The sequence below is a fragment of the Bacteroidota bacterium genome, assembly GCA_018831055.1.
Classification (GTDB): domain Bacteria; phylum Bacteroidota; class Bacteroidia; order Bacteroidales; family B18-G4; genus M55B132.
The window spans coordinates 18225-40454 of the sequence record JAHJRE010000171.1 but is presented as its reverse complement, the minus strand read 5'-3'; the positions used below and the strand labels follow the sequence as shown (position 1 = coordinate 40454).

Annotated in this window: 18 protein-coding genes; 17 read left to right on the top strand and 1 reads right to left on the bottom strand. The window is 39.4% G+C overall.

All coding sequences use genetic code 11. The annotated features are described in order from the left end of the window. The 10 genes from KKA81_11240 to KKA81_11195 form a co-directional block, all read left to right on the top strand. Positions 1-768 (top strand): alpha/beta hydrolase (locus KKA81_11240; GenBank protein MBU2651500.1); only part of this gene is annotated, 768 nt, incomplete at its 5' end. Between the two features lie 259 nt (positions 769-1027). Further along, the gene (locus KKA81_11235) at positions 1028-2317 is read left to right on the top strand and encodes a hypothetical protein (GenBank protein MBU2651499.1); all 1290 of its coding nucleotides are present in this window, start codon (positions 1028-1030) and stop codon (positions 2315-2317) included. Between the two features lie 170 nt (positions 2318-2487). Beyond that, entirely contained in the window at positions 2488-3759 is a 1272-nt protein-coding gene (locus KKA81_11230) for an amidohydrolase family protein (protein ID MBU2651498.1), read from the top strand. Between the two features lie 14 nt (positions 3760-3773). Next, on the top strand, positions 3774-4262 hold the full coding sequence (locus KKA81_11225) for a hypothetical protein (GenBank protein MBU2651497.1): 489 nt from the start codon (positions 3774-3776) through the stop codon (positions 4260-4262). Positions 4263-4380: 118 nt separating this feature from the next. After that, positions 4381-6267 (top strand): SMP-30/gluconolactonase/LRE family protein, encoded by a 1887-nt coding sequence (locus tag KKA81_11220; GenBank protein ID MBU2651496.1) that lies wholly within the window; start codon positions 4381-4383, stop codon positions 6265-6267. A 69-nt stretch (positions 6268-6336) separates the two neighbouring features. Beyond that, positions 6337-6831 carry a hypothetical protein gene (locus KKA81_11215; GenBank protein MBU2651495.1) on the top strand — a complete coding sequence of 165 codons (495 nt, stop codon included), beginning with the start codon at positions 6337-6339 and terminating at the stop codon, positions 6829-6831. 20 nt (positions 6832-6851) lie between these two features. Further along, positions 6852-7649 carry an amidohydrolase family protein gene (locus KKA81_11210; GenBank protein MBU2651494.1) on the top strand — a complete coding sequence of 266 codons (798 nt, stop codon included), beginning with the start codon at positions 6852-6854 and terminating at the stop codon, positions 7647-7649. Positions 7650-7746: 97 nt separating this feature from the next. After that, positions 7747-9660, top strand: a complete 1914-nt coding sequence (locus tag KKA81_11205) for a beta-lactamase family protein (GenBank protein ID MBU2651493.1) — start codon at positions 7747-7749, stop codon at positions 9658-9660. A gap of 98 nt (positions 9661-9758) precedes the next feature. Then, on the top strand, positions 9759-11090 hold the full coding sequence (locus KKA81_11200) for an ankyrin repeat domain-containing protein (GenBank protein MBU2651492.1): 1332 nt from the start codon (positions 9759-9761) through the stop codon (positions 11088-11090). A gap of 157 nt (positions 11091-11247) precedes the next feature. Beyond that, entirely contained in the window at positions 11248-12708 is a 1461-nt protein-coding gene (locus tag KKA81_11195) for an MFS transporter (GenBank protein MBU2651491.1), read from the top strand. Between the two features lie 17 nt (positions 12709-12725). On the opposite strand, the gene KKA81_11190 is transcribed toward KKA81_11195, so the two are convergent. After that, positions 12726-13391 (bottom strand): rhomboid family intramembrane serine protease, encoded by a 666-nt coding sequence (locus KKA81_11190; protein MBU2651490.1) that lies wholly within the window; start codon positions 13389-13391, stop codon positions 12726-12728. A 381-nt stretch (positions 13392-13772) separates the two neighbouring features. Here KKA81_11190 and KKA81_11185 point away from each other — a divergent pair, with 381 nt between their 5' ends. The 7 genes from KKA81_11185 to KKA81_11155 all read left to right on the top strand — a co-directional run bounded on the left by KKA81_11185 (position 13773) and on the right by KKA81_11155 (position 22193). Beyond that, positions 13773-14492 (top strand): hypothetical protein, encoded by a 720-nt coding sequence (locus KKA81_11185; GenBank protein MBU2651489.1) that lies wholly within the window; start codon positions 13773-13775, stop codon positions 14490-14492. A 125-nt stretch (positions 14493-14617) separates the two neighbouring features. Continuing rightward, positions 14618-16996 carry a TonB-dependent receptor gene (locus KKA81_11180; GenBank protein MBU2651488.1) on the top strand — a complete coding sequence of 793 codons (2379 nt, stop codon included), beginning with the start codon at positions 14618-14620 and terminating at the stop codon, positions 16994-16996. Between the two features lie 19 nt (positions 16997-17015). Next, on the top strand, positions 17016-17885 hold the full coding sequence (locus KKA81_11175) for a DUF4249 domain-containing protein (GenBank protein MBU2651487.1): 870 nt from the start codon (positions 17016-17018) through the stop codon (positions 17883-17885). A 95-nt stretch (positions 17886-17980) separates the two neighbouring features. Next, the gene (locus tag KKA81_11170) at positions 17981-18169 is read left to right on the top strand and encodes a hypothetical protein (protein ID MBU2651486.1); all 189 of its coding nucleotides are present in this window, start codon (positions 17981-17983) and stop codon (positions 18167-18169) included. A gap of 193 nt (positions 18170-18362) precedes the next feature. Beyond that, entirely contained in the window at positions 18363-19715 is a 1353-nt protein-coding gene (purB, locus tag KKA81_11165; protein ID MBU2651485.1) for an adenylosuccinate lyase, read from the top strand. A gap of 28 nt (positions 19716-19743) precedes the next feature. Further along, positions 19744-21564, top strand: a complete 1821-nt coding sequence (locus KKA81_11160; GenBank protein MBU2651484.1) for an ABC transporter ATP-binding protein/permease — start codon at positions 19744-19746, stop codon at positions 21562-21564. A 143-nt stretch (positions 21565-21707) separates the two neighbouring features. Beyond that, a complete protein-coding gene (locus KKA81_11155; GenBank protein ID MBU2651483.1) occupies positions 21708-22193 on the top strand; it encodes a DUF5606 domain-containing protein in 486 nt (161 codons plus the stop codon). Positions 22194-22230: the final 37 nt, after the last annotated feature.

Sequence of the window (22230 nt, the reverse complement as noted above, 5' to 3'; positions counted from 1 at the left end):
TTATATTACGAAATTGCTGGTAAGGGAGATAACATCATCTTAATTCATGATGGATTAATACACTGCGAAATTTGGGATAAACAATTCCCCGTATTTGCAAAAAGTTATTGCGTTGTCCGCTACGATCGTCGTGGTTACGGTAAATCTCCTAATCCTCCTACCCCTTTCTCAGATGTTGAGGATCTAAAACAACTGTTTGTTCAGCTAAGGATAGATAAGGCTATCGTGTTCGGGATGTCGGCCGGTGGTGGTTTGGCCATCGATTTCACCCTGAAATATCCCCAAAATGTATCTGCCTTGGTTTTAGTTGGTGCTATAGTAGGAGGGTTTTCTTATACGTCTCATTTTATGACCCGTGGTGGTCATGTCAATTCATTGGAGAAGCTATTGGCCAGTCCACCAAAAATGATTCAATATTTTGGAAGGGAAGATCCTTATCAGATATATCCGGAAAATTTAGAGGCAAAAGAAACATGCTTAAAATTGTTACAAGCCAATCCGATCAATGTTGATGCTGAGAAATTCAATTATATGAAACCCGCTGAACGAACCGCGATAAAATTTCTCTCTGAGATCAGCGTACCTACTTTGGTTTTGGTTGGTGAATTTGATATCCCGGATGTTCATGCACATTCAGGGGCGATTGAGTCAGGAATCCCTGATGCAAAGCGTAGGATTATATATAATTCCGGTCATCTGATTCCTTTTGAGCAGCCTGAAGCTTTCAACGCATCAGTTATAGAATTTTTAAATAGTATTGAATTATAATAGATACTCATTTCCAAATATGCTGCCTCAAGGATCACAATTATCGACTTTATCCTCAATAATTGCATTTCACGGCTTAAAAGATTCATCTTCGTCAGATCATAATATACACAAGCCACTGGAATTAACTATACTAGTCAAAACGATTTGATTTGAATCACTCAAAGATGATCCATACTGTGAGTTAGGAGTTACACATAGAATGGATGAATCAATGTGGGATAGTAAATCTAAATATTAATCTAGAATAATTGAAATTATGAATTTTATAAACCACAATTTTCTGAATATTGGTGATAATTACAAAAAATACATGATTATTATTTTTACTTTAACTTGTTTTTTCAATTCAAATATTATTCTGGCTCAGAAGAAAGATACAATTTTTGATTTCTATGAATATGCAAACAAAGAATGGCTGGATAATACAATTATTCCTGAAAAAGTTTGTGTAGTTAACAATTGGGGGATACTTTGGGAAGAAATTATTGAAAAATCGATCGAAATACTTTCTGATAAAGTACAGTACGAACTTGATGAGAACAATCAATACATATTGATTCAATTACAAAATTTTTATAAAAGTGCAGCTGAAAATATTCCCAATGAAAGAAAAAGAGTTTATTTAGTTCAAAAGCATTACCCAATAATATTTGGTGTAATATTTTCAAAAATTACCATACCAAAAGAAAAAGAAGAAAAAATTAAAGAATTAATAAAATATTTGGCCTTAACTTTCAGGCAAAAAATTGAAAATAGCAACCATATTGAAGAGAAAAATATTGATTTCTTCCTATCAATCTTAGAAGATATGAAATTTGAAATTGGAGCTCCGGATATATCCCATCTTCCCAAAATACCAGAACTCTCAACAAATTCTTTAGAAACAAATATTGAGTTAACAGAAGAATATCAAGCCATTATAAATACAGAAAAGCCTTATTGGGAATCGCCTCCTTTTGAGACAGATTGTAGATATAATTATAATGAAAATAAAGTAAAAATATATGCAGGTACTTTATATGCTTCAAATTTCTCTAATGAGAATGGTGCTGCTGAAGTGTTTGCAACAATTGGTAGAACGATAGCGCATGAAATGACTCATGCGTTCGATAAGCTTGGAAAAAAATTTATTAAGAAGGATTGGGAAAATATTAATACTTCCTTAATCAATCAGTTTAACAAATATTCAATTCAAGAGAACTATATAGTAGATGGAAAAACTACTCTTCAGGAGAACTTTGCTGACTTGGGTGGAGTGGAAGTATCTTTATTAGCATTACAACTCTTTTTGAAAGATAAATTTCCACAATATTCAGAAAAGGAAAAGCTGGATGTAATTCGTAACTATTTTTTAGCATATGTGGCATTTTGGAGAGAGAAAGTCACCCCTGAATTTGCATTATTAGGTTTAACAAGGTCGCATACACCACAAAAATTTAGAGCAATTGGTCCAATATATAATCAGAATGAATTCTATGATGTCTTCAAAATAGATATTAAATCAATATACTATATTCCTGAGAATTTACGGATTTGTATATGGTAGGAAATTTATTGAATGGTTTAGGTGAAGCCTAAATGAGAAATGGACAAAAAGAATTCGCTTTTAACATTATTAGAAATCCTTAAAGCTAAATCCTGATATCGAGAATGCCAAAAAAAATGCTGAATGTAAAAAAGAATTAAAACCACAAAACTAAAATGAGAAAATAATAAATGAAGAAAACTACTTTTATTGCTGTTTTAATAATAGCACGATTATTAATTTTCTTACCTGCATTTGCTCAAGAAACAGAATTGATTGTATTAAAAAACACAAATTTCGTTGATGTGAAAAAGGGTAAGTTATGCAGCAATGTTGATATCGTGATTGAGGGATCAGTAATCAAAGAAATAAATCAACATTCTGAAGATAAGAATTATACAGGGGCCAAATTACTTAATCTGGAAGGGTGCTATATTATTCCCGGACTTATAGAAGGGCACACTCATATTACTGCTATTCCGGAAAAAAATTTAACAATTGCATTAAAACACGGTGTAACAGCTCTTAGGGACATGGCAGGTGATGGAGAATATTTAAAATTGTTACAGGATGCAGTTAAGTCAGGTGAACTTATCGGGCCTGATATTTATTTTTCAGCTCTCATGGGTGGGGAGGAGTTGATAAAGAATGATTCAAGGGTGCGATTATCAACATCGTCAAATTATTCGATAGGCGAAGCACCATGGATGAGACTTGTTGATGATACAAGTAATATTATTAAAATTATCAGCGACGCCAAAAATTGTGGGGCAACCGGAATAAAGATTTATGCTTATTTGTCTGCTGCTTTAGTTTCTAAATTATCAGAAGAAGCAAAAAAGCAGAATATGAAAGTTTGGGCGCATTGGGAAGTTTATCCTGCAACTCCTGAAGATGTTATTAATGCTGGCATTGAAGTTGTTTCACATGTTTATTTTTTACTATCTCCACCTGATTGGAATTATAAAGACGGTTCTAAAAATTTGGATCCTGTTTATTCTGATTCGTTCAGAAATAAAAGTTTATTTGATATTATGAAGAATAACAACATTTATCTTGATCCTACCATTGTAGTATCAAGAGAAATGTTTAGTTCAAACACAGATAGAAAAAAGGTGGACGAATTAAATTCGGCTGTTTATAAAATAGTAAAAGCAGCTTATGATGAAGGGGTAAAGATTATTGCAGGAACAGATATCTTCTTTCCAGGGAATGAAATTGATAATCTACCACTTCATGAAGAAATTGAATTTCTGGTAACAAAAACCGGAATAAGCCCGATAGATGCTCTAAGAGCAGCTACTATTTACAACTGTGAAGTATTGGGAATCGATAATACACAGGGAACCATTGAAGTAGGAAAAATTGCGAATCTTGTTGTACTTACAAAAAACCCACTTAATGATATTCATAATATTGAAGAAGTTAAGTTCGTAATAAAAAATGGATTAATTATTAACTAAAATAAATAAATAAAATGAAAACTAAAATTACTTTACTCGTATGTGCTATTTTATTATCAGCATCTCACATTTTTAGTCAAAAATTGCTTGACTTTGGCAAGTTTGAGGTTCAGATAGCCGAGGTCAAAAAGATTGAGAACTTTACCAGCGAAAGCGGAGACTTAATATCGGCAAATAAGCGTAGCAACCAATTATTTGAAGTTAAATTAGAGATTACATCCTATGATGAAGGAGAATTTGGATTGTACCCAAAGATGTTCAATTGTATGTTTCAATACAGGGGCCAGGTGTTGGTTACTGCAGCAGTTGCTTTTGGAACAAAGGTGATCGATAGAGGTACAGGAACAACCACAGAATATTGGTATACCGATCCGGAAGTTTCTATAAATATTGGAGTTGGTAAAAACGATAAATTTAAGAGGTATCTCATTGTAGAGTTACCAAGAGAAGTCACAAAAATCTTTATTCAGGGGCCAAAAGTTATTGGCGAAATAAGTCTTTAAGATTCCATTTAACAGACAATTTTATTACAATGATGGGGCAGGCATAAATAAACTGTTTTTGTCAATATTTGAATAGAACCTACTAAGTATATGATCAATAATAAATAAAATTAATAATATGAAATTACATACTCACATCATTATGATATGCTGCATTTTGGGTTTGCATCCAGGTGTATCTTTGCAAGCACAACAACAGAAAAATCATGTCGATTTTAATTCGCAGCAATTTAAAATTATTCAGGGTGAAACTCTTGATTATCTTGGACGAAAGACCTTTAAAGGTTTTGGGGTAGTTTCTGATTTAAAATTCAAGAATGGAATAATAGAAGTCGATATGGCTGTCAATGGCGGACGATCTTACCCTGGAATTAATTTCAGAATAAGTTCTCCGGGTAATTTTGAACATTTCTATATTCGCCCGCATCGGGCCGGACTTTATCCTGACGCATTGCAATATACACCTTGCTGTAACGGAATCGATTCATGGCAACTCTTCAACGGAGAGGGTAATACAGCTTCAGTAATCATTCCAAAAAACGAATGGTTTCATGTTAAATTAGAAATTAAAGATTCAAGGGCCAGAGTATTTATTAATGATACCCTATCATCATCTTTTGACATCTTTGAACTATATCATGGAGATAGTGATGGCTCCATTGGTTTAAGCGGCCCAATAGATAACAGCGCATATTTTTCAAACTTTTCTTATTACCAAACTGATGAGGTAATTTTTGATGTTCCACCTGTCAAAGACACTCCAATTGGGTTTATCTCAGACTGGGAAATCTCTCAACCTTTCGGAATATTGGAAGTTGATTTTGAGAAGACTCCCTCGCAGCAAAATCTGGGTGAAATTAACTGGAAGAAAATCAAAGCGGATGAAAGCGGGCTTGTAAATATTGCGAATCATTACGGCAGAATTACGATGGCCTCAGATATAATATATGCCAAAACCATTATTAATGTCGATCAGGATTCACTTATCGAATTGAAATTCGGATATAGTGATGCGATAATGCTATTCTTGAATGGACAAAAAATGTATTTCGGAAATAGTGCGTACACTCAACGTGATCCTTCCTTTTTAGGAATAATTGGTTTGCATGATGCAGTCTATCTCCCTTTAAAAAGAGGTAAGAATGAATTACTCATAGGTTTGGTTGAAGTAATGGGTGGATGGGGATTCATGTTTCAGTACGGTAGTTTGATTTACAAGAATGAAAATATGACCGAACTCTGGGAAACAGAAAAGCAATTTAATATCTCTGAATCTGTTGTGTATGATCCTAAAAGAGATGTGCTTTATGTTTCCAACTTCGACCAGCTAAATGTTGGTAATCCAAATGTAAATCAACATATATCAAAAGTTTCACTAAAAGGTGAAATTATTGATTTAAAATGGATTGGTGGTTTGAAGAATCCATTAGGGATGACAATATATAATGACAAACTTTATGTTGCTGAGCGAAATCAGGTAGCGGAAATTGATCTGGATAATGATAAAATAATCAAGCACATAGACGTTCCAGGTTCTATTTTCTTAAATGATATTGCAATTGATGAAAAAGGGAATATTTATGTTTCCGATTCACGAAAAAATGTAATATGGAAGCTTTCCGACAGCACAGCAGAACAATGGCTGGTAGGTAACGAAGTTCTTGACCCTAATTCTCTTTATATGTTTAAGGGAAAACTATTATTTGGTAATAGTGGTGATAGCTGGCTTAAAGCAGTTGATCTTGACACTAAAGATATTACAAAAGTTGCCAGGTTTCCCAAAGGATTTATTGATGGGATCAAAGTTGCTAATAACGGTGAATTGCTTGTTTCATTATGGTCAGGAAAGATTTATAAAGTCTCAGAAGAAGGGTCAATAAAATTGATTATGCATACTGAAAACAAAGGAAAGTATAGTGCAGATTTCGAGTACATCCCCTCAAAAAAAATGTTGATTGTTCCGACTTTCTATAATAATACAATACAAGCCTATACTTATGAATAAGAAATATAAGTATCTGATTGATAATAGCAATTTAATAATAAAAACTAATCACTAAAATCAACATAAATAATGAATACAAAACTAAATTTAACAAATGCTATCGTTTTCTTTTTTATTATAATAAGTGCCAATCTGTATGCACAAAATATAACCCATTTTTCCTCTCCAACATTGATATTGAAAAATGCCGTAATAATTAGAAGTCAAAATAATGTATCCATTCCAAATCGTACATTGATTATAGAAGACGGATTGATAAAATCCATTTTGGGTCCGGATAGCGATGAAATATTACCAGATGGTGAAATCATAGAATTATCAGGGCATTATATCATCCCTGGCCTAATTGAAGGGCATAATCATATAAGCGGTATAACTGATGAGGAACTCCAGAAATCATTAAAACATGGAGTAATGGGAATCAGGGATATGGCCGGAGATGCTATGTTCCTAAAGGATATCCAGACCAGAATTGATAATGGGGAACTTCTTGCTCCTGACATTTATTATTCTGTTTGTTTGCTGGCAGGGAATTTATCCAAAATGATTTCCGGGCCAGAATAGCAACTCCCGAATCAATACCCTTGGGTTCTGCACCTTGGATAAGGCAAATTGACGAAAATACAGATATCGGAGAAGTGGTTACTGAAGCACAAAATTGCAGTGCAACAGGTATCAAATTATATGCTTATCTGAATCCAGATCTTGTAACCAAAATAGTAGCTGAAGCAAACAAACAAAACCTGAAAGTCTGGGCTCATGCTTTTGTTTATCCTGCAACCCCAGAGGATTTGGTTTCAGCCGGGGTGAATAGCTTATCGCATGCCCCATTTCTGATATATCCTACCGATTGGCAGTATCAACCACAAGGTTCATTTGATTTGAGTAAAGAGGTGTTAGATTCGAAAAGACTTGATGACATTTTAAATAATATGCAGAAAAAAGGTATAATCCTTGACCCAACATTGTACCTGTTTGAAGTAACTGTTAGCGAACTGTCTGACGAGAAACCAGAACTAAATGAGAAGCTCGAACTAGCTTATGAAATTACCAGAAAGGCTTACCAAAAAGGAATTAAAATTGCAGTAGGCACTGACTTCTCACTGATAAATGAAGAGACTGATAAACCCACCATTTTTGATGAAATGTATCTATTGGTAGATGAGATTGGGATGTCTCCTATCGAGGTAATTACCGCCTGTACAAAAACCAATGCTGAACTATTGGGCATTGAAGAAACCTGTGGGACTATTGAAGTTGGGAAACGGGCTAATCTTATTGTACTCAAAAGTAATCCAGCTGAAAATATTATGAACATAGAAGATCAGGCTATAATTATAAAGAATGGTGAAATTGTTTATGATAAAAGACAGATTAGATAGTGAAAAGAATCTGTTGTTGACGGGTAATGATATATTTAGGTCAGAACTGTAATATTTTATCGAATCCTTAAATCATCAAAAAAGAAAATTAATTGATATGAAAAAACTATTTTCACTAATTCCTATTGTTGCATTATATTGCAATCTGCTTGCATTGCTGATAATATCCTTTCCTGGAAAAGCCTCAGGATATCAACCAGTGAACTTGCAATTCGACACTGCCTTAATAAACAAAGAAATAGCTGAGTTAACCAGGAAATATGATATCCCTGGAATTGCATTAGCCATTATTACTAAAGATAGCATATGGATTGGAACACATGGATATGCTGATATAATAAGCAAAGACCAGGTTTCTGAAAAAACAATTTTCAGGTTAGGATCAATCTCAAAAACTTTTCTGGCAATAGCAATTATGCAATTGGTTGAGGAAGGGAAAATAAACCTTCATGATCCTGTTCAAAATATATTGCCGGAAATTGAAATGAACAACAAATGGGGAAAAAAGTATCCGGTACGAATCATTCACCTCCTGGAGCATACATCAAGTATTGATGATGTTCATTTTAATGAAGGCTATAATACAACATCCAAGCAGGAACTGCCATTAAATGAAGTTTTTTCTATTAATCCTAGATCCAGATATGTTCGTTGGAAACCCGGTGAAATTTGCAGTTATTCAAACGATGCCTATTCCTTACTGGCATTAATCATCGAAAGAACTACTGGCCAGAAATTTGAAGACTATATTCAAAAGCATATTTTAGATAAAATCGGAACTGTTTCAACAACTTATTTAAGAAATGATAAAAACAATAACCTTTTTGCGCAAGGATATACAAATGACGGCCATCCACTTGACTTTGTCCCTGTTTTAATGAGACCATCAGGGGGGCTCAACTCAAATGTGTGGGATTTGGCCAGCTTTGTTCAAATGCTTTTAGACAAAGGATCTTACAATAATAATCTACTAATTGATTCTTCAACTTTAATCAGGATGTTATTCCCATCATCATCAATCCCGGCAAAGGAAGGATTTAAGCCAGGATATGGTTCAGGGTTTGGTTCTTATTATATAGATGGGCATAAATTATATGGTCACGGAGGAGGAATACCTGATTTTAATTCTATTTTTCTTTTTGATCCAGACCTAGAAGTTGGTATTGTTGTCTTGATAAATAAGAATTCTGATTATTTCTGGAAAGTGGTTAGAAAAGTTGTATCATTAATTCAACTTGAGAATAGTACTCAGAAAAAGGCATTGGAATATCCAAAAAACAGATTAGTTCTTGATGACATTACCGGGTATTACTCACAAGCTAATTTTGGGATCAACCTGGACAGATTTCCTAATTACTTCTTGTCCGGTAAAACATTGTTTTTTGAAAACGATACATTGTTTAGTAAGGAATTTCAAAGTGAAAAGAAAGCGATAATCCATGTAGAAGGAAACGCATACAAGAGGATAAATGAAAACTATGAGTTGCTATATTTTTTCAAGAATTCGGATGGGGAAATGATGTTGACCGTTTCGGGAAAGGATTTCTACAAGAAAGACGCTGCCTGGAAGCCTATATTTGATCGCTTATTCCTGTTGTTCAGCATTTTTATAATTCTATCGTTTGTTTTGTTTACTTTTTATTGGCCTGTCAAAAGGGTGATATTAATCTTGTGGAAAAAAGAACGTCAAAAAATATCATTTCTTTCTCGCCTGATTCCTTTAGCTGCAATTATCTCCCTTCTAGTTTGCTTAATTTCACTTTCTGTGTGGTTTGGTGATTATAACAATGCTGGTATAGTCAGCTTTGCCAGTGTATCAATATTTGTTTTTTCATTGTTCTTTTCGCTTTTTTCAATAATCGGTTTTTGGATTTGTAGCTTCAGGAAGAGTACGAAGATTAAAAATAAGCTTGAGAAAGTATATCTAATCATTGTGTCATCAACCCTTGTAGCCCTATCAATATTTCTTTATAATTATGAGATCATCGGGCTGATGTTATGGGCATATTAGTCAATCATCCATGAAATTTTTCTATTGATAGATGTATAAGGCCATAGCAAAAACCATAGAAAAATTAGAACCGAAAAAAAATAATTGAAAAAAGAATCATGAAAATAAAAAGAACTCACTTTTTCCTAATGATCTATTTCTTTTTAATAGCAAACTTACATTCACAATCAATACACGATGTAATACTACATGGAGATCTGCTTAAAGTAAAAAGCCTGGTTGAAAATAACCCCAACTTATTGGAATTTACCAACGACAATTACAATTCATGTATTCATTATGGAGCAAGGACAGGTTTTGTAGAAATAATCGAATTTCTTATCCAAAAAGGAGCAGATGTAAATAGTGAAAATATTGCTCAGGAAACACCTTTACATTTTGCAGCGGCATTTGGACATCCAGATGCAATAATAGTTCTGCTAAAAAATGGAGCCAATATAAATGCCAAAAACTATGAAGGTAGCACACCCCTTCACTATGCAGTTCAGTTTGCCGATATGCAAAGCATTGAACCACTTGTTGAAAATGGTACTGATGTTAATGCCAGGAACATACTTGATTATACACCACTTGATTATGCCTGCGCTTTTCATAAAGAAGATGTTATAAAATATCTCAAATCGTATGGGGCGCTTGCCTCTCAACCAGGTGATCCTGAAATTGCACAATTAACTGAAAATGTATATCGCATTACGTACCCATATTGCGAAAGATCGAACATCGCTGTATTGAGAGGCAATGATGGCCTGCTTCTCGTGGATACCGGATGCGATGAGAAATTAATAGAAATACTTAAAAATGATTTAATCAAACTTGATTCAGGAGAAATTCAATACATTATCAACACACACCTACACCAGGATCACATAGCCGGAAACAGTATTGGAGGGGATAATTGCACAATTATTTCTTATACAAACCTGGAAAAGTTGGTTACGGAAGGAACTTTGACCAAACAGAATAAGCCCCTGAAAGGTTCAAACGGTAAGTCATTCGATAGCATTTACACCTTGAATTTTGATGATGAAAAAAAACAGATAATTCCGTATCCGGGTGTTCACACTAATGAGGACATAATGGTTTATTTTCCCAATTCTGGTGTTGTTCATCTTGGAGATTTATTTATTTCCCAATCCTTTCCTTCTGTTTTCCAAAATGTGCCAGGTTATTTAGAATTTCTTGAAATAATATTAAATGTTTTCCCCGAATCCACGATTTATATTGGCGGACATGGAAAAGAAGTAAACTATGATGATTTAGGTAACTATTATAAAATGCTTTTGAAAACAAATACTGTTATTCTTCAAAAATTAAAGGACGGAGAAACAGTTAAGGAAATCAGAAAATCATCAGGTTTATCCGGATATGACCAATGGGGTGAATTTATTCCTCAACTAAGTATAATTTACTGGATTGAGAGAGCACAGTAGAAAAAACTATTGTGAACTAATCCCGATTTTCATCGGGACAGGTTGTGCCTATTGTGGTAAATAAATAGAACCACAGTCACAATAGAGCACAGTAGAAAAAAGCAGGGTTTTCGCTGTACAATCCTTATATTTGCCTCTTTACCAGGACATGCATTTTATGAAAAGAGAGCCAAGGGGCATAACCCGCTTCCCCCGTACATTCTGGATTGCCAACGTCATGGAGCTTTTCGAGCGCTGGGCATGGTATGGCATTTTCATTATTTTAGCCATTTACCTGACCGGTTCCACCGACGAAGGAGCATTGGGCTTCACGCAGGTGCAGAAAGGGTACCTTATGGGAACCGTTGTAGGCATTCTGTATATTCTGCCAACCATCACAGGAGCCATTGCCGACAGGTTCGGGTACAAACGCATGCTTATTCTCTCTTATCTTATCCTTGCCAGCGGTTATTTCCTGATGGGTTATGCCAGGAGTTATGCAGGCATGTTCCTGGTTTTCCTGTATGTTGCCCTTGGGGCAGGACTGTTTAAGCCGGTGATTTCGGCCACTATAGCAAGGACGACCACCAAAGAAACCGCCACGGTCGGATTCGGTATATTTTACATGATCGTGAACATAGGCGCTTTTCTTGGTCCGGTTACAGCGGCCAAAATGCGCGTGCTCGACTGGCAATACGCATTCATGATCTCCTCTGTTGCCATATTGATTAACCTGGCGCTGGTACTCATCCTGTATAAAGAACCACCAAGAGATAAAGTATCCGAGCCATTGGGGAAAACCATCAGAAGCATATTCGCCAATCTTTTCACTGCCCTGAAAGACCTTAAGCTGATCTTTTTCCTGATCATCATCGTCGGATTCTGGACTATGTACAATCAGTTATTTTTCACCCTTCCGGTTTTTATCGACCAATGGGTCGATACCAACGTCGTATACAGGAACATTCACTCGGTGTGGCCCTGGCTGGCCGGGTTCCTGGCCAACGAAGAATCAGGAATCAACGCGGAGTTGCTGGTGAATATCGATGCGCTGTATATTGTTATATTGCAGGTACTTATTTCCTGGATGATCAAAAGAATAAAACCCGTAAACACAATCATCACCGGCTTTCTGATCAGCGCTATTGGCATAGGCTTGTGGTTTGTGACCCAGAACGGCATGTATCTTTTCGTCACCATCCTGGTTTTTGCCGTTGGTGAGATGGCCAGTTCCCCGCGCATCCTGGAATATATCGGGAATATTGCGCCCAAAGACAAAGTGGCCATGTACATGGGAACCTATTACCTGCCGCTTGCCGGTGGAAATTTCCTGGCTGGCATACTGTCGGGAAATGTGTATGCCAATATGTCGGATAAGATCAGCCTGCTGCAGGAAGAAGTGGCAAAAAGAGGGATTGAATTACCTGAAATATCCACTTCATTCACTCAAAATGAATATTTCAGCGCTGCCGCGAATGCTTTAGAGATGAATTCCCAGGAACTGACAAACTATCTCTGGACAACCTACCATCCTTGCAATATCTGGATGGTCTTCACCGGCATCGGGCTGGGAACTGTTGTTTTGCTGTTTCTTTTTGATAAATTCGTATTGAGAAGATCCCCAACCTCTAACCCCTAATCCCTCTCTGATTCTCTTCACTCGACCGTTCTCTTCCAATACGCATGGGGATCATCCTCATCCTCCTCGTCCTCTTCTTCCAGCTCCCAGGAATATTGCTTGCGCTGCGGCCCTTCTTTCCTGAAATACAAAGCCAGTAAGGTACCTGCCACCAGTCCCAGCAAATGGGATTCCCAGGAAATATTTTCTTCAGGAAAAAGCTCGGGGAAGACACCCCAGATAAGGCTGCCGTAAAGGAAAGCCACTATCATTGAAATGGCCATCAGCCGGGGATTTTTGCGAATCAATCCGCTGATGAACAGAAAAGCCGCCAGTCCGTATACTATCCCGCTGGCACCGATGTGATACGCTTCCCTGGCCCCTATCCACACCCAGAAACCGGTGAATAACCAGATAAGGATCAAAACTTTAAAGGCGATCTTGCGATAAAAATAAAAGAGGGTTAGCATTAAAACAAAAAGAGGCACCGAATTGGCCGAAATATGTTTAAGGTCGGCATGAACGAAAGGCGCCAGCACGATGCCCGGAAGTCCTTTCCAGGAAAGAGGATACACACCCAGAAACCCAAAAGAGATGTCAAAAATCATTTCCGAAAACTTCACCGCCCACATCAAAAGGATGATGACTGCGGAAATCAACAGACTGTTGAAAATGTGTTTCTTTTCCTGAATGCCGGATACCATAGTTGCAGATTGTCAAAAACTATTCCAAAGATAATGAGAATAGAGGCAGGTTGCTGGGGGCTGGGAACTGGAGACAAGTTGCAGGTTGCAAGTTACAAGTTACAGAGTGCAGGGTGGTGAGTGATCCTTGCTACTTGCAACCTGGGACCTGGGAACTGGGACCTGGGAACTGGGTACAAGTTGCAGGTTACAAGTTACAGAGTGCAGGGTGGTGAGTGATCCTTGCTACTTGCAACTTGTAACCTGTGACCTGCCTCTTGTGACTTTTGACCTGCACCGTTTTCTCATTTTTTGCGGATATTCAACTAAAATTTTCACTTTTTTGCAACCCCTCTTTCTTTTTTCTGTCACTCAAATCAAAACATCATTAATTTTAGCATCATGAAAAAGCACGCAGGTATTTACACATTGGCATTTTTATCTGTTTTGTTCTCTCTGGCCGGGTTTGCCCAGGAACCGGAAACAAAATATTTATTCAGCGGAAAGGATAAGGACGTGAAGGTCTCGGCATTTGCAGCCGTTTTCACGCAATTTTCAGCATTGCACGGTGATTTCGCCGTTTCCAGCGGAGGCGGGGCTGCTTTGATCTTTAACCAGGGATTCTTTTTCGGAGGTTACGGGCAGGGTGTGGCTACCCGGCATGAGTACGGACCTCTTACAAGGAAACTTCCTGAAGCAGTCATCATCGACGGTAAAGTGGTTTATAACGAAACCATTGATGATTACAGGATGCTCATGGGGCATGGAGGATTCTGGACGGGATATGTCTTCAGCTCTCATCACGTTTTCCACATCATGACCGGGGCCAAGCTCGGATGGGGCTCGGTTGCCCTCACCAACGATTACCATAACAACAACAAAAATACGGATGCGGTGTATGACAGGATCTTTGTGATGATCCCCGAAGTTGGCGCCGAGCTGAATCTGACCAAATGGATGAAGATCAATGCCACCGTTGGATACAGGGTCGTAACCGGACTAAACAAAGAATATGCCTACGACACGGGAACCGAGGTCGTTGAGAAAAAATACTTCGAATCATCCGATTTCAACAGCATAGAAGGATCCATCAACCTGGTTTTCGGCTGGTTCCATCAGTAATCATTTTGTTTGTACCATCCTGGATTGTTTCAGGAAAATTACTTCTCACCCCGTTCTTCTTATGAACGATTACCCGGAAAATTGTTTATAGATTATTAACCCGTTATTTAAAAAATCTTATAACCATGAAAAGATTTGTTTTATTTATTTTCTTATCCCAGATTCTGTTTTTCACGGCCCTTGCCGGTGATGATGTCTCCCGCGATAATAAAACCATAAGCGGGCATATAAAAGATGCCCGTAGTGGAGAGGATCTCATCGGCGCAACCATTTATATAAAGGAACTTGGTACCGGAACGGTTACCAATGTGTACGGATTTTATTCAATTAGTCTGCCCAAAGGGAATTATCATATTTCCTATTCCTATATCGGTTACGAACCGTTGTCACGGGCCCTAGAGCTCAAGGAGGATATTAGAATAGATATTGAGCTCGAGCAGGTAAAAACACAACTTGAAGAAGTAAGGATCATAGCCGAAAAAAAGGGTGAGATCCTGCAAAAACCGGAAATGAGCGTTGCAAAGATTGAAGCCCGGACCATACGTGAGATACCTTCACTCTTCGGTGAGGTGGATGTTATCAGGGCCATTCAGTTGTTGCCAGGAGTACAATTCACTTCTGAGGGTAGCACGGGGTTCAGCGTCCGGGGAGGCAGTCCGGACCAGAACCTTGTACTGCTCGACGAAGCAACCGTCTACAACGCCGGCCATCTGCTGGGATTCTTCTCGGTTTTCAATAACGATGCTGTAAAAGACGTAATGCTATACAAAGGGGATATTCCGGCTCAATTCGGAGGGAGGCTGGCTTCTGTCCTGGATGTAAGAATGAAAGACGGCAACACCAAAAAATTCGGGGTAACCGGAGGCATCGGGCTCATATCTTCCCGTCTCACCGTGGAAGGCCCGATCATTAAGGAAAAGACATCGTTTATCGCCTCAGGGCGAAGGACCTATGCTGACCTTTTCCTGCCTTTTTCAAATAATAAAGATATACGTGATAACAAGCTTTATTTTTACGACTTCAACGCGAAGATCAACCATGTGATCGACGAAAACAACAGGATCTTCGCATCCGGATATTTCGGAAGAGACGTTTTTAAGAATGATTTTGCCAAAATGATTTTGGGAAACCAGACCGGGACCATACGATGGAATCATTTATTTTCGAAAAGAACGTTCAGCAACTTTTCATTCATTTACAGCAATTACCAGTATTTACTCGGAACAGCAGAGGAAGACACACCCAACTCCTTTGAATGGACAAGCGAGTTGGAGGATGTAGGATTAAAGGCCGACTTCACCTATTATCTTAACGCCAACAACACCCTTAAAGTAGGTGCCAGCGTTATCCATCATTTCTTTGATCCGGGTAAAGCCAAAGGAACAGGAAGCGAGAGCCTCTTCACCGAATATAACCAGCCCAAAGCCAGGGCGCTGGAAAGCGCGGTATACATCAGCAACGAACAGAAGATCGGAGCCAGGCTGACGGCAAGGTATGGGCTGCGCTTTTCCATGTTCAACAATATAGGACCAACGACAGTATATTATTTCGATGAAAATTACGACTACGACCATGAAGAGTCGATGAAAGACCTCGATTTCTATAATACCTATACAGGATGGGAACCCCGCCTTGGATTAAACTATGTACTAACGGAAACATCATCCTTTAAATCAAGCTATGCCAGGACATACCAGTATATTCAGCTGGCCCAGAACTCAACGGCAGGCACACCGCTCGACATATGGTTCCCGGCAAGTCCAAATGTAAAACCCCAGATCGCCGACCAGGTAGCGGTAGGCTATTTCAGGAATTTTATGCAGAATGCTCTGGAAACATCCCTGGAAGTTTATTATAAAAACATGCAAAATACCATTGATTTCAAGGATCACGCCAGCCTCCTGCTAAACAAGGAAATAGAAGGAGAACTCAGGTTCGGAAAATCCTGGTCGTACGGAGTGGAACTCATGGTAAAACTCCTGGAAATGCAGGTAGGAAAAGGATATATGAACGGCTGGGTAAGCTATACCTACTCCCGTGCTTTCAGAGAAATTAAGGAAATCAATCGTGGGGAAAAATACAGCGCACCCTATGATAAGCCCAACGATATTTCCATAGTATGGAACTACGATATCACCAAACGCCTCAGCGTTGCTGCCAACTGGATCTATCAAACGGGCCGGCCGCTCACTATCCCGACAGGCAGGGCAGTGATAGAAGGTAATGTCATTCCAGTTTATTCCGATCGTAATGATTTCAGGTATAAGCCCTATCACAGAATGGACGTATCCGTCACTTTCAGGGGAAAAGACAAAGGGCAGCGTTTCCAGTACGACTGGAATCTCTCCATCTACAATGTTTACAACAGGCATAATATGTGGTCGCTGAATTTTGCGCAGGAAGATCCCGACCAGTCCGATCCCACCAAGGCATACGATACCTATGTGGAGAATGTATATCTCTTCGGGATCATCCCCTCATTGACATTTAATTTCAGATTTTAACCGACAAAAACGAAATACCATGAAAAAGTTTATTATACCTGCCTTTATATCATTGGTCATCCTGGGAACAGCATGTTCGGAAAGAGTTGAGATAGACCTGAACGATGAACAGAACAAACGACTGGTCTTATATGGTTATCTCACTACAGACACCATGAAACACCAGATATCGCTCACTTATTCGGCAGATTATTTCTTCAATGCCCCACCGGTTCCGGTACAAAACGCACAGGTTAAAATTGAAGAGTGGAACAGCGATAAGTCATCGATGACCAGGGTTATTGACCTCGACCCGAGCGGCAAAAACGACGGGATCTACGTTACCCGACAGGAAACCTATGCCATAGAGAACCATTATTACAAGCTGGTTGCAAGTGTTCAGGATTCAGATATTGAAGGAACCTACACAGCCGAAACCTTTTGTCCTCCCATTTCAAGGACAGGCCTTGAGATAGAGCTGGAACTGGAAGAAGACTGGGGAAAGGAAGGCTATATCGTAGTAAAGTGTTATTACCAGGATCCTCCCACCCGTGAATGGTACCTTTTTAACATATACAAAAACGGCATCCTGGTAACAGACTCTTTGTCAGAAAAATCCGTATCCGACGATCTTTTCTATAACGGAGGCTACACCAATGGCATAGGAGTGGGATTCCTGGATCAATCGAGGAAAGATCAAAAGGTTTACCCCGGGGATACCATAACATTCCAGGCAGGAAGCATTACGGAAGAGTACGCCAAGTTTATCTGGGAGGCCCAGGCAGAGATACAGTTCAACACTCCGTTATTCAGCGGGCCGCCTGCCAATATTTCCAGCAATATCGACAATGGAGCCATCGGATTCTTTTCAGCCTTTTCAACAAATTATGCATCAACAATTTATCAATAACTATTGACTTTAGTCTAATTATGTTGTAAATTGAGCAACAATTTCACGTTCATTGACGTTTCTCAACAAAGGATTAACAAAAAATCGAACCAGAAATGCTAGAGTACACGAAGACAATCCTTGACAAAGTCAGTTTCGATCAGTATTTGTTTTCCAAAGAACTCAGGAAGTCATTCAAATGGCTTCAGAAAGATGAGATACTTGCATTATACACCTGGTGTATGCTTATGTTCGGAGAGATCTACGGAGACCTGATTAAGGACACATTTAAAGTTTTAAGTTAAAAAAAGTGAAAAAGCCAAAAAACCGGACCCACAAGGTCCGGTTTTTTATTTCCTGCCAAATCATAATCAATTTCGTGATAATTGCTTTACTTCGCTTGTAATTTTTAATACTTTTAGCCAATGATATCGGGTTATCATTTTGTGAAAGTTATGGTAACTTTCCTATATTTGGTCACTTTAAAACACATGGTATATGGAACTGTCGACTGTTAGCGCCATTTCTCCCATAGACGGCCGCTATCGCAAACAAACGGAAACACTGGCATATTACTTCTCGGAAGCTGCCTTTATTAATTACAGGGTTTTTGTAGAGATTGAGTATTTCATCGCCTTATGCAAGCTTCCCCTGCCGCAGTTAAAGAATTTTGACACCTCCATGTTTGAAGAACTCCGCTCCATCAGCCGGGATTTTACCTTCAAAGACGCAGAGGAAGTCAAGCAGATCGAAGCAACAACCAACCATGATGTGAAAGCAGTTGAATACTACATCAAAAAACGCTTCGACAAGCTGGGATTAAAGGAGTACCGCGAATTTGTCCACTTTGGACTTACCAGCCAGGATATTAACAACACTGCCGTGCCTTATGCAACACGGTTATGTTTTAATGACACCCTGATGCCTATGATCCTGGAGTTACAGAAGAAGCTTGCTCAAAAAGCAAAGACCTGGAAAGATATACCCATGCTGGCCCGTACGCATGGACAACCCGCCTCCCCTACCCGGCTTGGAAAAGAGATCATGGTGTTTGTGGAAAGGCTGAAAAACCAGTTGCAACTTTTGCAGTCCATCCCGTTTTCAGCAAAATTCGGCGGTGCAACCGGAAATCTCAATGCCCATTACGTAGCTTATCCAACCATCGACTGGGTGGCTTTTTCCGATGATTTTGTGAACAATACCCTGGGACTGCGCCGTTCAAAAACCACAACGCAGATAGACCATTACGACAATCTGGCAGCCCTTTTCGACAACCTGAAGAGGATCAACACCATCCTGATAGACCTTTCGAAAGATATGTGGACATACATCTCCATGGATTACTTCAAGCAGGCCATCCGCAAGGAAGAAGTAGGCTCCTCGGCCATGCCGCACAAGGTTAATCCCATTGATTTTGAAAATGCGGAGGGAAACCTGGGCATTGCCAATGCTTTATTCGAATTTCTTTCGGCTAAGCTACCTATATCACGGCTGCAACGCGACCTAACCGATTCAACGATCAGCCGGAACATTGGCGTTCCCATAGCCCATATGCTCATCGCCATAAGGTCGTTGATCAAAGGACTGAACAAACTGGTTCTCAACAAGCAGAAGCTTGAGCAAGATCTTGATGACAACTGGGCTGTTGTTGCAGAAGGGATACAGACCATCCTGAGAAGGGAAAGATACCCCAATGCCTATGAACATCTGAAGGAGCTGACCCGCACCAATGAACGCATTTCAAAGGAAGCTATACATGCCTTTATCGATAAGCTGAAACTTCCTGCTGACATAAAAAATGAAATGAAAAAGATTACACCGGAGAACTATACCGGCATTAATCTTATCTGATTCCTGAAAACAGAAGAAATACCACTGCATGAAGAGTTATTACCGTATCCTGGCATACATAAAACCCTATTGGTTTTTCGCAGTTCTGAATGTTCTTTTCAACCTGCTCACCATTGTGTTCTCGCTGTTTTCTTTTGCCATGCTTGCCCCTTTCCTGAAATTATTGTTTGAAAAGGGAAACCTGGTGACAGATAAACCGGAATTCAGTTTCAGCTCCGATGCATTGATTGACTTTTTGAACTATCACATGAGCCAGGTAATCATCTCCCAGGGCCCTGCAAATGCATTGGTTCTCATTTGCATAGCCTTGCTGGCAGCATTTTTTCTCAGGAATCTGGCCCGTTTTTTTTCTATGTATTTCCTGGCCAATGTCAGGATTGGCGCAGTAAAGGATATACGGAGTGAGATTTTCTCAAAAATGCTCATCCTGCCATTATCTTTTTACAACTCCAGGAAAAAAGGAGACATTATAGCCAGAGTCACCACGGATGTTCAGGAAGTGGAATATTCTATTATGAATTATATGGAAATGATCATCCGTGATCCCATTACCATTATAGCTTATTTTATTTTTCTCCTGAGCATGAGCCCGCAATTGACATTGTTTGTCATTATCGTACTTCCGGTTACCGGGTATGTGATCGGAAGGATAGGGCGGACATTGCGAAAAAGATCCAGGACAGGGCAGGCCCGTTTTTCTGCCATGTTATCCACCATTGAAGAAAGCATATCGGGTTTGAGGATTATCAAAGCGTTTAATGCCATTGGTTTCCTGAATAACAAGTTTAAGGATCAGAATGAATCCTATTCCAGCCTCTCCATGGGCATTTACCGACGCAGGGATCTTTCTTCACCCCTGAGTGAATTTTTATCTTCGGTGGTGATCATTTTTGTTTTATGGTTTGGAGGCAACCTTGTGTTGGGTGAAAAATCAGGCATCAGCGCAGAAATATTCATTACGTATATCGCGGTGTTTTCCCAGATCATCCCTCCGGCCAAAACATTTGCCACAGGGTTTTACAGTATCCAGAAAGGGATAGCCTCCGCCGAAAGGATCTTCGAGATCATGGATGCCGAGGAGGTGATCGAAGAAAAGCCTGATGCGAAAACCATTACCGAATTCAGGGGAAATATTGAATACAGGGATGTTTCTTTCCGCTACGAAGAACAGTTTGTCCTGAAAGATATCAACCTGGAGGTGGCCAAGGGCAGGATCATTGCCTTGGTCGGGCAGTCGGGCGGGGGGAAATCCACCCTGGTTGATTTATTACCCAGGTTTTATGATGTGGTAAAAGGCTCCATTATGATCGACGGGGTAGATCTCCGGGATTACCGCATCAGTGATGTGAGGGCATTGATGGGGATTGTTACGCAGGAATCCATTTTGTTCAACGACACGGTATTCAACAATATCGCCTTCGGCCTGAAAGATGTGAGTGAAGAGGATATCATTGAAGCGGCGAGGATCGCCAATGCCCATGAATTCATCGTGCAGATGCCGGAAGGCTACCAGACCAATATCGGTGACCGGGGCACCAAGCTTTCGGGCGGGCAGAAGCAGCGCATCTCCATTGCCCGTGCCGTATTGCGCAACCCTCCGATCCTGATCATGGACGAAGCAACATCATCCCTGGATACCGAATCGGAAAGGCTTGTCCAGGATGCCCTGGCCAAGGTAATGAGCAACAGGACCTCCATAGTGATCGCCCACCGGCTTTCCACCATCAAGTTTGCCGATGAGATCATCGTGCTGCAAAAAGGCGAGATCGTGGAGCGCGGCAACCACCAGGATCTGTTAAATAAAAACGGTATATACAAGAAGCTGCATGATTTACAGACGTTTGCGTGAAATGGGGTGGTATCTTTTTAGAACAGGAAGTCTTCAATTTTGTATCTACAATCATGTTATTACGATTGACTGTTCGATTATCCATTTAATCCGGCAATAAAAACCTAATTACAATTTTTCCTATTTTTGCAAAAAATACATCAATGGACCTAAAGGAAATCTTAGCCATTTCAGGAAAGCCGGGGTTATATAAACTGGTTTCCCAGACCAAGACTGGTGCTATTGTGGAATCCCTTACTGACGGCAAGCGTTTTCCCGCTTTTGCGCATGAAAAGATAAGCTCGCTGGAAGAGATCAGCATTTTCATTGAGAATGATGATATCCCTTTGAAGGAGGTGTTGAAGAAGATCCATGAGAAGCAGGCAGGTGGGCCGGCTCCCGACCCTAAGGGCGAAACGGAAGTAGTGCGCGCCTTTTTCGAGGAAGTGCTTCCGGAATACGACCGCGACAGGGTTTATCATTCGGATATCAAGAAAGTCCTGACCTGGTATAATCTCCTCCTGGAAAAAGAAATGCTTGATTTTACCGAAGAAGAGAGTACTGAGGAAGAAAAAGACAAGCCCGAAGCAGGTGATACGGGAAAAGCGGAGGAAACGGAAGAAGATAAGGAAGAGGAAAAGAAGGAATAACTGATGTCCCGTACAAGCGGGACATTTTTGTAAACAA

Bases quoted from the DNA above. Each gene is read 5' to 3' on its own strand.
- KKA81_11235 (MBU2651499.1), top strand. From the start codon at position 1,028: ATGAATTTTATAAACCACAATTTTCTGAATATTGGTGATAATTACAAA.
- KKA81_11230 (MBU2651498.1), top strand. From the start codon at position 2,488: ATGAAGAAAACTACTTTTATTGCTGTTTTAATAATAGCACGATTATTA.
- KKA81_11225 (MBU2651497.1), top strand. From the start codon at position 3,774: ATGAAAACTAAAATTACTTTACTCGTATGTGCTATTTTATTATCAGCA.
- KKA81_11220 (MBU2651496.1), top strand. From the start codon at position 4,381: ATGAAATTACATACTCACATCATTATGATATGCTGCATTTTGGGTTTG.
- KKA81_11215 (MBU2651495.1), top strand. From the start codon at position 6,337: ATGAATACAAAACTAAATTTAACAAATGCTATCGTTTTCTTTTTTATT.
- KKA81_11205 (MBU2651493.1), top strand. From the start codon at position 7,747: ATGAAAAAACTATTTTCACTAATTCCTATTGTTGCATTATATTGCAAT.
- KKA81_11200 (MBU2651492.1), top strand. From the start codon at position 9,759: ATGAAAATAAAAAGAACTCACTTTTTCCTAATGATCTATTTCTTTTTA.
- KKA81_11195 (MBU2651491.1), top strand. From the start codon at position 11,248: ATGAAAAGAGAGCCAAGGGGCATAACCCGCTTCCCCCGTACATTCTGG.
- KKA81_11190 (MBU2651490.1), bottom strand. From the start codon at position 13,391: ATGGTATCCGGCATTCAGGAAAAGAAACACATTTTCAACAGTCTGTTG.
- KKA81_11185 (MBU2651489.1), top strand. From the start codon at position 13,773: ATGAAAAAGCACGCAGGTATTTACACATTGGCATTTTTATCTGTTTTG.
- KKA81_11180 (MBU2651488.1), top strand. From the start codon at position 14,618: ATGAAAAGATTTGTTTTATTTATTTTCTTATCCCAGATTCTGTTTTTC.
- KKA81_11175 (MBU2651487.1), top strand. From the start codon at position 17,016: ATGAAAAAGTTTATTATACCTGCCTTTATATCATTGGTCATCCTGGGA.
- KKA81_11170 (MBU2651486.1), top strand. From the start codon at position 17,981: ATGCTAGAGTACACGAAGACAATCCTTGACAAAGTCAGTTTCGATCAG.
- purB (MBU2651485.1), top strand. From the start codon at position 18,363: ATGGAACTGTCGACTGTTAGCGCCATTTCTCCCATAGACGGCCGCTAT.
- KKA81_11160 (MBU2651484.1), top strand. From the start codon at position 19,744: ATGAAGAGTTATTACCGTATCCTGGCATACATAAAACCCTATTGGTTT.
- KKA81_11155 (MBU2651483.1), top strand. From the start codon at position 21,708: ATGGACCTAAAGGAAATCTTAGCCATTTCAGGAAAGCCGGGGTTATAT.